The sequence below is a fragment of the Burkholderia sp. AU33423 genome (assembly GCF_002223135.1).
Taxonomy (GTDB): domain Bacteria; phylum Pseudomonadota; class Gammaproteobacteria; order Burkholderiales; family Burkholderiaceae; genus Burkholderia; species Burkholderia lata_D.
This window is the reverse complement of the sequence record NZ_NKFH01000007.1, coordinates 18949-31232: the sequence shown is the minus strand read 5'-3', so window position 1 is coordinate 31232 and position 12284 is coordinate 18949. Positions and strand designations below refer to the sequence as shown.

The 12284-nt window shown below is 67.8% G+C and carries 9 protein-coding genes; all 9 read right to left on the bottom strand.

The window, feature by feature from the left end:
- Positions 1–149: 149 nt before the first annotated feature.
- Positions 150–824, bottom strand: a complete 675-nt coding sequence (locus CFB50_RS18425) for a TetR/AcrR family transcriptional regulator (protein WP_174948432.1) — start codon at positions 822–824, stop codon at positions 150–152.
- A gap of 154 nt (positions 825–978) precedes the next feature.
- A complete protein-coding gene (locus CFB50_RS18420) occupies positions 979–2475 on the bottom strand; it encodes an NAD(P)/FAD-dependent oxidoreductase (RefSeq protein WP_089448358.1) in 1497 nt (498 codons plus the stop codon).
- Positions 2476–2486: 11 nt separating this feature from the next.
- Positions 2487–3728 carry a thiolase family protein gene (locus CFB50_RS18415; protein WP_069250422.1) on the bottom strand — a complete coding sequence of 414 codons (1242 nt, stop codon included), beginning with the start codon at positions 3726–3728 and terminating at the stop codon, positions 2487–2489.
- 25 nt (positions 3729–3753) lie between these two features.
- Positions 3754–5307, bottom strand: a complete 1554-nt coding sequence (locus tag CFB50_RS18410; RefSeq protein ID WP_069250421.1) for an AMP-binding protein — start codon at positions 5305–5307, stop codon at positions 3754–3756.
- Positions 5308–5349: 42 nt separating this feature from the next.
- Positions 5350–6480 carry a saccharopine dehydrogenase family protein gene (locus CFB50_RS18405; protein WP_069250420.1) on the bottom strand — a complete coding sequence of 377 codons (1131 nt, stop codon included), beginning with the start codon at positions 6478–6480 and terminating at the stop codon, positions 5350–5352.
- A gap of 172 nt (positions 6481–6652) precedes the next feature.
- Positions 6653–7342, bottom strand: a complete 690-nt coding sequence (locus CFB50_RS18400) for a c-type cytochrome (protein ID WP_089446794.1) — start codon at positions 7340–7342, stop codon at positions 6653–6655.
- Positions 7343–8821, bottom strand: a complete 1479-nt coding sequence (locus CFB50_RS18395; protein ID WP_089446793.1) for a flavin monoamine oxidase family protein — start codon at positions 8819–8821, stop codon at positions 7343–7345.
- Between the two features lie 41 nt (positions 8822–8862).
- A complete protein-coding gene (locus CFB50_RS18390; RefSeq protein ID WP_089446792.1) occupies positions 8863–9831 on the bottom strand; it encodes a WD40/YVTN/BNR-like repeat-containing protein in 969 nt (322 codons plus the stop codon).
- 32 nt (positions 9832–9863) lie between these two features.
- Entirely contained in the window at positions 9864–12224 is a 2361-nt protein-coding gene (locus tag CFB50_RS18385; RefSeq protein WP_089446791.1) for an efflux RND transporter permease subunit, read from the bottom strand.
- Between the last annotated feature and the right edge of the window lie 60 nt (positions 12225–12284).

The window sequence follows — 12284 nt, the reverse complement described above, 5'->3', positions numbered from 1 at the left end:
GACCAGGGCAGCAGACACGCCCGGCTGCCCATATCTAGTAATACATACCAAACATAGGTCATCATGACAAATACAGGAAGCAAAAAAAAGACAGGGTATTCCCCTGTCCGTTCATACGCCGTTTGCCGTGCGCAGCGCGGCGCTATTCGCTATTTTCCGGCCGGTGCCGCCAGCGTGCCGTATGCGATCGCGCGTGACGTCGCGGCGAAATACGCGTCGAGCGCCTGTGTCTGGCGCCCGGTGCCGTACTGCATCGCGAGACCGTCGGCGAGCGCGATCAGCATCGTCGCAGCATGCCGGCTGTCGGCCGCGCTGAATGCGGGATTGACCGCACGCAGCAGTTGCGCGAGGTCTCGCGTAAGCGTCGCGTACCACTCGTCGTAAAGCTTGAAGCACTCGGGATCGGTGGCCGCGAACGACAGGAGATGCCGGAACAGTGCGTTGTACTTCGCATCCTTCGCATCGGAGATCGAACGCTGGAGCATCTCGTCCAACACGTCGCGCGGCGACGCATCGCTGCCGAGCGCGCGCTTCATGTCCTCGAGATACGTGTCGATGACCGGCTCGATGACGGCCCGCAGCACGGCGATCCGCGTCGGGAAGTAGTACTGCAGATTGCTGACGCTGATGCCTGCTGCGGCGGCGACCGCGCGCTGCGAGAATTCCAGCGGGCCGCCTTCGAGCAGCAGCTTGCGCGCGACGCGAATGATCGTGTTGCGCGTGCGCAGGCCTTGCGCCCGCAGACCGTCGGGGTTGCTCGCTGCTGCAGCGGCAGTCGAAGTGCGCCGCTTTCTCGTGCTGCGCTGCTCGTTGGACACTGTCATCGTGTTCGTCGTGAAGATGGCGTTTCGGCTTCGTCGAATGGACGCTCCGTACCTTACGGAGCGCAAACGACTATACCCGATGCGAGCCTCATTTTCCATCGAGCCGCCAGGCGGTCCGGCTGGATCCGCGCTCCCGCGCCGCGCGCATGCATCGCTACATCGGCTTCACCTTGCGGTTCACGCGTGCGTCGAGCAGGTTCGCGACGCCGAGCGCCGCGGTCATCGCACACCATCGCAGCGGCTCGGGCGGCACGGTAGGCGTCCTGTGCGTCAGCGCATCGAGCAACGTCGATTGTCCGTCGTGAATGCGCTCGGCCAGCACGCGCCCGATCAGCGACTGCGTGCCGACACCATGTCCCGAACAACCGGCCGTGTAGAACACGTTGCGGTGCGCGCCGGCCGCGCCGACCACCGGCAACGCGTCGCCGGCGAACGAGATGTAGCCGCTCCAGCATGCGCGCACCGGCACGTTGCCCAGTTGCGGAAAGCGTGCGTGCAGCGTCTTCGCGAGTGCGCGATACGCATCGTCGTCCCGCACGTTCGGCGTCTGCGAGCCGTACACGTAGTGCAGCCGCTTGGTCGTCAGCAACAGCGTGTTGCGCGCGGTGAGGCGATGGCTTTCCATCGTCAGGTGCGACGTCACGATGCCTTCGCGGTTCGGCCAGCCCAGCGCGTCGAGCTGTGCATCGGACAGCGACTCGGTTTCGAGCGCCGATACGCGCAGCGGCATCACCTTGTCGCCGAGCAGGCCGAGTTGCGGCGTGTATGCGTTGGTCGCGAGCACCGCCACCGGCGCGCTCGCGCTGCCGCACGCGGTACGCACGCGCACGGTCGGGCCTTCGTCGAAGCCGAGCACCGCGGTGTTCTCGTAGAGCTTCACGCCGGCCGCCAACGCCGCGCGCCGCAACCCCGCCACGTACTTGCCGGGATCGAGCGTGCCGCCACCCGGCACGTATGCGCCGAACAGGAAGGCCGGCGGAATGCCGCGCGCGCGCATCGCCGCGCCGTCGAGAAACTGCGCGGGCGAGCCGAGTTCGATGCCGGTTTTCATGCTTTCGCGCAGGCGCTTCTCCTGCGACGGATGCACGCCCGCGCGGAGGATGCCCGACGCGCGGTAGTCGCAATCGATCGCGTATTCGGCGAGCTTGCGCTCGACATAGGCGACGCCTTCGTCGTAGAAAGCGACGATCCGCCTGGCCTGCTCGTGGCCGACGCGCTTGACGAACAGGTCGTATTCGAGCCCCTGGCCACCGGCGAGATAGCCGGCGTTGCGTCCGCTCGCGCCGAAGCCCGCGAACTCGCGTTCGAGCACGACGACGCTCGCGCCGCGCGCCGCCAGCTCCAGCGCGGTCGACAGCCCGGCGAAGCCGGCGCCGACCACGACCACGTCCGCGTGCACGTCGCCTTCGAGCGGCGGCTGCGCGCGATCCGGCGCGTCGATCCAGCCGCCGATCGCGCGATACTTCTGCAGCGCGGCCTCCGCGCGGATTTCCTCACCCCATCGCGCGAGCGGGCCCGCCGGGTCCGTCCCGGCCGTCTGCATCGCCGCCGCCGCGCCGACGCCGCCCGCCGTACGCGCTGCCGCCGGCCGTTCCACCGGCCCCACCGGTCCCGTCTGCCCGGCCGTCCCCGCACCGTATGCGCCGCTCATGTCCGTCTCCATCAGTCCTTGCGGAGTATGTGAATCGCCAGCGCGGCCTCCTCGATGCCCTGCAGGCCGCCACCGTTCTCCTGGATCGCATGGCGCGCGCCTTGCACCTGACGCGCCCCGGCCTCCCCGCGCAACTGGGTGACCAGTTCGTAAAGCTGGCCGATGCCGGTCGCGCCGAGCGGATGACCCTTCGATTCGAGCCCGCCCGACGTGTTGATCGGAATCCGCCCGCCGAGCGTGAACTCGCCGCGCTCGGCGGCCGGGCCGCCTTCGCCGAACGGCACGAAGCCGAGGTTCTCGGCCTGGATGATCTCGCCCATCGCCGACGCGTCGTGCACTTCGGCGACGTCCATGTCCTCCGGGCCGACGCCCGCCTGCTCGTATGCCTGCAGCGCGGCGAGCCGGCCGATGTGCTTGTGCGGCTCGTCGAGGCGGCGACGCGTGAAGCTGCGCATCACGCTCGCTGCGATCCGGATGCAGCGGCTGCGATCGGCGCCGATGCGCTTGAGCCCTTCCTCGGTACAAAGAATCGCCGCGGCCGCGCCGTCCGACAGCGGTGCGCACATCGGCAGCGTGATCGGATACGTGATCGGCGGCGCCGCGAGCACCTCGTCGATCGTGAACGACTGACGGAACTGCGAGTACGGGTTGTGCACCGAATGCGCGTGGTTCTTCGCGGACACGGCCGCGATCTGCCGCTGCGTCGTGCCGTACGTGTGCATGTGATGCCGGCACAGCGCCGCGTAGATCTTCATGAAGCGGCTGTACGGCCGCTCGGATTCGGAGCCGGGCGGCGGCTCGATCCCTTCGCCGAGCCGCGCGAGCGTCGCGAAGTTCTCGTCGACGCGCGCGACGTCCCAGCCGGCCTCGAACAGCGCGAACGATTTCGCCTTGTCCGCGACGTTCATCTTTTCCGCGCCGAGCGCGAGCGCCACGTCGCAAGCGCCGGCCTGCAGCTCGCGCACCGCGAGGTGCACGGCCGTGCTGCCGGACGCGCACGCGTTCTCGACGTTGAACATCGGAATGCCGTCGAGGCCGATCTTGCCGAACACGACCTGGCCGGGAATCGACAGCTGCCCCTGCAACGCGCCGTTGGTGATGCCGGAGTAGAACGCCGCGCGGATCGCATCCGCATGGCAGCCGGCGTCGCGCAACGCGCGCTGCAGTGCCTCGCGCGCGAGGTCGTCGACGCTGCGGTCGGGGTGCTTGCCGAACACGGTCATCGCAATGCCGGCGATGTAGATGTTGCTCATCGTCTGGAATCCCTGTCGATGCGGATCAAATCCTGCGTTGCTGGCCCTGCCAGTACTGTTCGCGCAGGTCCTTCTTCAGCACCTTGCCGGCCGTGCTGCGCGGCAGCGCGGCGATGAAGTCCACGCTCTTCGGCGCCTTCACCGAGCCGAGTTGCGCCTTGCACAGCGCGATGAGTTCGTCGGCACTCACGTGCTGGCCCGCATTGAGCTCGACCACGGCCTTCACGGCTTCGCCCCACTTTTCGTCGGGCACGCCGATCACCGCGCAGTCCTGCACCGCCGGGTGCGACCAGATCACCTGCTCGACTTCGCTCGGATACACGTTGAAGCCGCCGCTGATGATCATGTCCTTCTTGCGGTCGGTGATGTGCAGGTAGCCCTCCCGGTCGAGATGGCCGATGTCGCCGGTGTGCAGCCAGCCGTCGACGATCGTCTCGGCCGTCTTGTCCGGCGCGCGGTAGTAACCCTTCATCACGAGGTCGCCGCGCACGCAGATCTCGCCGGTCTCGCCCTGCTTCAGCACGTCCCCGCGTTCGCCGACGATCTCGACGCGCACGAGCGGATTCGGGCGGCCGACCGACGCCAGCCGTTCGTCCGGCGCCAGCTTTCCGTCGATGAAATGTTCGGCCGGCGTCAGGTACGAGATCGACGCGGGCGCCTCGGTCTGGCCGTAGCCGCCCGTCATCACCGGGCCGAATACGTCGATCGCGCGCTTGAGCTTCTCGACCGACATCGGCGCGGCGCCGTACAGGAAGTAGCGCAGCGACGAGAAGTCGACCTTGTCGATGCCGGGGATGTCGAGGAGCCGGTAGATCACGGTCGGCGGCAGGAAAAACTCGGTCACGCGGTGCTTGACGATCGCGCCGAGCAGCAGCGCGGGATCGGGCTTCGGCAGCACGACGACCGTGCCGCCGCGCGCGGTGCACGGCAGCGACATCATGCCGGCGGTGTGCGTCATCGGCGCCGCGGCGAGGTTCACCGACCGCTCCGCGCCGTACGACATCGCGATCATGAAGTTCGCGAAATACGTCTGGAACGAGCGGTGCGTGTTCATCACGCCCTTCGGCAAGCCGGTCGTGCCGCCGGTGGCCGACAGCGTGACGACGTCGTCCATCGCGTAGTCGACGGCCGGCGGCGTGGCCGGCTGCCCTTCGCTCCACGTCGCGAGCGACGGCGCCCACGGCAGGTCGGCGTCGATGCACACCCACAGCCGCACTTTCGGCAGGCTCGGCCGCAGCGCGTCGATCGCATCCGCGAACGCATGGTGGAAGAACAGCACCTCGCAGTCGAACGCGTCGAGCACGTACTGGTTCTCGGCCGGCGCATTGCGGCCGTTGACCGGGATGTACGCGAGCCCCGCGCGCCACATTCCGAGCGCGCAGCTCCAGCCGGTCACGTCGTTGTCCGCCCACACCGCCGCCTTCGCTTCCTTCGCGAAGCCTGCGGCGAGCAGCCCGTTCGCGATGCGGCACGACAGCTCGCCGATCTCCTGGAACGTATAGCTGCGCTCGTCCTGGATGTACGCGATGCCGTCGGGATTGATGCGCCACCCGCGGTCGTAGAAATCGATAATGGCCATTTCACATGTCCCGTTGAATCTGTACCGGCAACGCGGCGGCCGTCACAGTTGCGTGACCGTGGCGCGCGCGAGCCCGCGCTGTTCGAGGAAGCCGAGCATGTAGCGATGGCCGAACGCCTTCGAGCCCGACGCGAAGCCGGCGCGCGCGAACTCGCCGTCGAGCAGCTTGAGCGCGCCCGCCGCATGGATCGCGCCGGTCGAGATGTACGGCGTGATGCCGTGCACGGTCGCGCGCACCGACGCGAGCTGGCCGCGGCCGATCGCGACGTCGACGCTGCGCTGGATCGTCGTGCGCTCGCGCGGCGGCATCGTCGGCGTGGTCGAATCGACGACCTGCTTCAGCACCGCGTCCTGATGCTCGCGCGGCAGGTGCTTGTATTCGGCTTCCCACTTCTGCCCGAACTGGTGCACCAGCTTCATCACGTTGTTGTCGTAGAAGCCCACGCACGAGATGCAGCTGCGCACGCGCGGATCGCGCTCGAAGTAGACGGGCAGCGACGTGCCGCCCCACGGCAGGCAGAACACCGGCTGCATGAACTCGGGCGTCGCGACGGTGAACGACGCATCGGCCGTATGCGGGACGAGCTTCTTCTCCCACAGGTAACAGGACTCGTGGCGCACGCCGTCGAAGATCGTCGCGGTCGAACCGATGCTCACGCCAGCCGCGTTGCGCGGGCCGCGCGTCAGCGTGGCAGTCTCCAGCGCATCGATGCCCGGCGTTTCGAGCGCGAGTTCGGCGGCGATCTCGGCAAACGTGTACATGTACGCGTTCGACGACGACACCAGCAGGCCGGCCTGGCGATACAGCTCGCCGAACTGGTCGCGCACCTCGCGGATATACGACTGCTCGCCGGTCGTGTCGAGATGGTGGCAGCCGGCCTTCAGCGCGGCCTCGACGCCGACGAGCCCGAAGCTCGAGAACGGCCCGACTGTATTGCACACCACCTTCGCGCCGCGAAACGCCTTCACGAGCGCATCGACGTTGTGCTCCGCCTCGATGATTTCGTATTCCGCCGATTCGAGGCGCACGACACGCTGCGCCATCATTTCCTTCGCGCGGCCCGCGTTGCGCGCGACCGCGGTGAACGGGATGTTCTGATCGATCAGCCAGTCCATGATCAACATGCCGGTGTAACCGCTTGCGCCATATACGACGACGGGGTGCTTAGCCATGGTTGTCTCCTGAAACGTGAGTTGTTGAAAACCGGTTCGGCCGAACGGCCGCTACTGCCGCTTCACATTCGGGTACTTCTTTGTAGAACACATTACCGATCTTAGGTCACTATGACAAAGTAAACAGCGAAGAAAAAGACAGGGTATTCCCGGCCCCGGCGCGCCGTCCGCATCATCGGGCCGTACTCCCCGCACCACCCGCGCCGTCCGGCGACAGGCTGGCCAGGTAGTGTGCAATGGCCCGCGTGTCGTCACCGGACAGCGTCGCGGCCATGCCGTTCATTGCGCCGGTCGGATCGCGGCGCTGGCCCGAGCGGAATGCCGCCAGCTGCGTCTCGAGGTATTGCTGCCCCTGGCCCGCGAGGCGCGGCATGTGATCCTTGCCCGTCAATGCCGCGCCGTGGCACGCCTGGCAGCTTCGTGCGGTGACCAGCGCCCTCCCGCGCTGCGTGAGCGCCTCGTCCGCCGGTACCGCTTCGTTGCGCTCGGGCGCCTGCCGCGCGAAATAGGTCGCGAGCGCGTCGATCTTCGGGCCGTCGAGTTCACGCGCAAGCGGCCCCATGTACGCATTGCGACGCTCGTCGCTCGCGAACGCACGCAGCTGCGCGGCGATGTAGGTCGCGGGCTGCCCCGACAGCGACGGATACCACGCGTTGCGCGACTGTCCGTGCGTGCCGTGGCAGAACGCACACGTCTCCTGCGGCTGCGGCCACGCGCCGCCGTTCGCGTTGTCCGCGCCGCCGATCGCGGCCATCGCCTTCTCGTAACGCATTCCGTCGACCAGGTCGGGGCCGTACAGCGTGCCGGCCGTCGCGACGCCCGCGATCACGAGTGCGGTGCCGATCATCCAGGTTCGTTTCATTCACGCCTCCTTGCCGCGGCCGGCCAGCTTGCCGAGCGCCTGCAGCGCCGCGCGGTGCCCGGAGCGCACCGCACCGTCCATCGCGCCGGCCCACAGGTCGGCCGTTTCGGTTCCCGACCAGATCAGTCGGCCGGCCTCCGGGCGCAGGAACTTGCCCCATTTCGTCCAGAAGCCGGGCGGCAGCGGATGGATGCACTGCAGCGTCCATGGATCGACGCGGCCCCAGTCGTAGTCGTGGAACTGAGTCGGATGCAGCGCCTTGTCGCCGAGCGCGCGCGCGAACACGGCCGACAGCGTTCGCTCGGCGGCCTTCGGCTCGGACGGCAGCGCGCCCGGCGCGACGAATGCGGCGAGCACGCCGACCGAGCCGTCCGGCGGCGAGTTGTCGTACGCCATGAAGACCGGGCCGCCGACCTCGAAGATCTGGCCGTTGTAGCCGTCGTCCCGCCAGAACGGGCAGTCGTACACGTGCACCGTCTTGCGCATCGGCGCGTTCGCGGGCCAGTTGCGCTGCAGCTGTGCGCGACCGGCGGGCAGCGGCGGATCGAACGCGATCTGCTCGCAGAGCGCCGGATTCAGCGCGACGATCACGCGCCGCGCGCGGAACACGCCGCGATCGGTCTGCACGTCGACGACGTCGCGATCCCAGCCCGAGATCCTGCGCACCGGGCACGACAGCCGCACCTTCGTGCCGAGCTCGCCCGCCATCCGCAGGCTCAACACCTGCGAACCGCCGACGAAGCGTGTTTCCTGCGCGCCGCCCTTGATCGATTCGAGCTTCGCGTAGTCGCACTCCGCGCTGTTGATGATCGACAGGTAATGCAGCAGCCCGAGCTGCGCGGGCGCGCCGCCGAGCGACAGCTTCGCCGCGAGGCCGAGGAAGTAGCCGTCTTCGTAGGTCACGCCGTGTCGCAGCAGCCAGTCGCCGTAGGTCAGCTTGTCGAGCTCGGCCGCGTGCTGCGCCGTCCACGGTTCGCGGGACGGCACGCCGCGCGCGAGCGCGCCGAGTTTCGCGCCGATCGCATCGTCACCGCCCGAGCCGCCGTGGAAATCCTGCGCGACGCGCGTGTCGCCGGCGAGCACGACCGTCTTGCCTTCATAGAACGTCGGAAACGTGTCGACGCCGAGTTCGCGTGCGAGATCGGCGATCGCCGTCTGGCCGGGGCCGATCCACTGGCCGCCGGCTTCCGACACGACACCGTGCCCGAGGTCGTGGTTGAAAGTTCGGCCGCCGACGCGGTCGCGCGCCTCGACGACGACGAACGATTCGCAACCGGCGCGCTTCAGGTCGCGTGCGGCGGTCAACCCGGCGAGCCCGGCCCCGATGATGACGACATCGAACACGCCGCGCTCCGCCGAAGCCGGCGCCGTGCTTTCCGCGAACGACATGTCTCCGGCCGCGAGCGATGCGGCGCCCACGGCCGCGACGCGCAGTATTTGCCGCCGGGCCTGCGTGTCCGGCTTGTGCTTGCGATTCATCTTGAGTACTCCATCCTTCCTGGCTTTTTTGTGGATTCAACTCACGGCGCGGCCAGCACGCCGTCCTGCGAAAACAGAAGCGGCTTGCCGCGCGCATCGATCAACGCCGCGGTGAGCGTCGCGCGATCGGCGCGCTGCGCGACGTCGAACGGGCCGCCCGCGACCCGCTGCGCCAGCGTCATCCCGTCGAGCCCGACGCCGACCAGCCCGCGGCTGGTCGCAACGAGAGCGGTGATCGAGCTGCGCGTGCCCGTGTTCAATGCGGCCCACGTCGTTCCGCCGTCGCGGCTTTCGAACAGGCTGCCGAGCAGCCCGCCGACCACGATCCGGCCGTCCGGCATCGCGACGCCCGACCACAACGTGCCTTTGCCGCCCGTTGGCAGATAGGTCCAGTTCGCGCCGCCGTCGGCCGATTTGAGCACCATCCCTTGTTCCGACACGACGTAAAGCGCGTGCGCGGGGTCGGAGAACACGTGATGGAGATTGCGGTCGGCCTTGCCGCCGCCGGGCGGCTTCGGCAGCGTCGTGCGCGTCCATGTGCGGCCGCCGTCATGGGTCTGCAGCATCAGCGACCACAGTCCGACCGCAATACCGTCCTGCGCGCTCGTGAACAGCACGGAGAACAGCGGCTGGTCGACCGACGTATCGACACGTTGCGTAACCCACGTGTCGCCGCCGTCGTCGGTCGCGAGAATCGCGCCCCACTGGCCGACTGCCCAGCCGTGCTTCGCGTCCGCGAACGACACGGCCGACAGCGTCGCCGACACCGGCACGCGCTGCGCCTGCCGCCAGGTCTTTCCGTCGTCGTCGGACAACAGCACGATGCCGTGCTCGCCGACCGCGACGATCCGCGAACCGGCGTGCGTCGCGTCCATCAGCATCATGCGGGTCGGCGCGGCCCACGCGTGCGCGGGCTTCGCGGCCCAGGCCGCGACGGTTCCTTCCTGCGGTTGCGCGAGAACCGCGGCGGCAACGCAAAATCCGATAGAGGCAACGAGCGTCTTGATCATGGCAAGGATCTCCGTGAGGGTGGCCGCAGCCGTCAATGGCTGAACAGGCCGGGCGCGCGGGCGGGCTTGCGGCGCGGGAACCCGCGCTCCAGCAGCGACGCCAGCGCGGGCAGCGCCGTCATCGCCATCGCCAGGTTCACGATGAACATGAACGCGAGCAGCTTGCCCATGTCGGCCTGGAACTTGAGCGCCGAGAAGCTCCACGTCGCGACGCCGATCGCCAGCGTGATCGCGGTGAAGATCGTCGCCACACCCACTTCGAGCATCGCGTGCTGCACGGCCTTCACGATGTCCTGCCCGCCCGCGAGATGCACCTGCAGCCGGTTGTAGATGTAGAACGCGTAGTCCACGCCGATCCCCACCGCCAACACCATCACCGGCAGCGTCGCCACCGTCAGCCCGATCTGCAGCTCCTTCATGAACCAGTAGCCGATGAAGGTCGCGACCGACAGCGGCACGCAGCAAGCCAACATCGCGCGCCAGTCGCGATACGCGAGGAATACGAGGATCAGGATCGCCGCGTACACGTAGAGCATCATCGGCAACTCGCTTTTCGCGACCTCGTCGTTGGTCGCCGCGAGTACGCCAGCGTTACCCGCTGCAAGCCGCACGGTGATGCCCGGGAACGGATGCGACGCGCGGTACTGCTTCACGTCGTCGAGGATCCGGTTGATCGTCGTCGCCTTGTGGTCGGTCAGGAACAGGTGCACGGCCGTCATCCCGCAATCGCGGTTCATGAAGCCCTTCACGCGCGACACGTCGACCGACACCGCGCCGTAGTTCTCCGCATCGATCGGCACGACGTTCATCTTCGGGTAGTCCTCGTTGTAGCCCTGGTTGTAGGTCCGCAGCATCGCCGAGTACGACTGCGCCGACACCACGCCCGGCTCGATGCGCATCGCGGCCGAGAAGTCGTCCTCGTACAGGCCGACTGCCGGGTTGTCGCACGCCTTGCCGGTCGATTCGATCGCGACCGTCAGCCAGTCGAGGCCCATGTCATAGTTGCCGGCGATCGACGTCGCGTCGCGGTTGAAGCGCGCATCGGCCCGCAGCTCCGGCGCGCCGGGCTGCAGCGTGCCGATCACGCGGTCGCGGCTTTGCCACGCGGCGAGCGCGAAAATCGCGACGGTCAGCGCGACGGTCAGGCCCGCGTACTTCGGTTCGGCCACCCGCGCGAGCACACGCAGCGGCTTCGCGCGCTGCTGCGCACGCTTCAGCGAGTTGTCTGCATAGGCCTTCGTGAAGTTGAAGCAGGAGGCGGCGACCGGCAGCAGGATCAGGTTCGTGACGATCTTGTAAGCGACCCCGAGCGACGCGGTGATCGCGAGTTCGCGCACCATCGGGATCGGGATCAGCAGCAGCGTGATAAACGACACGAACGCGGTGATCAGCGCGAGCACGCCCGGGATCAGCAAGCCGCTGAAGCTGTGGCGCGCCGCATCGAACGAGCTCTGCCCGTGCGCGATTTCCCGGACGATGAAGTTCACCTGCTGCACGCCGTGCGACACGCCGATCGCGAACACGAGGAACGGCACCAGCACCGCAAGCGGATCGAGGCCGAAGCCGAGCAGTTTCAGCGTGCCGAACTGCCACACGAGCGACGTCAGCGAACACGCGATCAGCAGCACCGTGAAGCGCACCGAATGGCAGTACCAGTACACCGCCAGCGCGGTTAGCAGCAGCGCGACCGCGCAGAAGCCGAGCACGGCCGTCGCGCCGTCGGCGACGTCGCCGATCTGCTTCGCGAAGCCGATGATCTGGATCTCGTAGCCGGCATCCTCGAACGGCTTGCGAATCTTTTCTTCGAGAAGGTGGTTGAACGCGACGTAGTCGAGCACCTTGCCCGCGCTGTCGCGCTCGTTCAGCTCGGCCGTGATCATCGCGCTGTCCTCGCCGTGCGACACGAGCGTGCCGACGTAACCGCCGAGCGTCGTCGCGCGGCGTACGCGAGCGACGATGTCCGGCGTCAGCTGGCCGGGCGTGATGGTGCCGGGAATGATCGGCTCCGCGCGAAAACCTTCGTCGGTCACTTCGTTGACGAACGCGTTCGGCGTCCACAGCGAGCGCACGCCGATGCGGTCGACGTTCGGCAGATACGTGACGGCCTGCGTGACGTCGTACAGCCGGGTCAGCCCTTCCTTCGACCAGATCGACCCGTGCTTCGCGCGCACCACCACCGTGATCCGGTTCGCGCCGAGCAGGTCGTTCCGATACTGCTGGAACGTGCGGATGTACTCGTGCCCGATCGGCATCTGCTTTTCGAAGCCGGCGTCCATGCGCAGCTGCACGGCGAACACGGCCATCGCGACGGTGAACAACGCGATCGCCGCGAGCACGATCGCGCGATGACCGAAGAAGAGCCTTTCGAGGCGGCTGACCAGACGATTGAGCACGACATGACCCCTTGATGATTGGCGGAGGCGCACGGCGCCGACCGCCCGTAAGCACGTCAC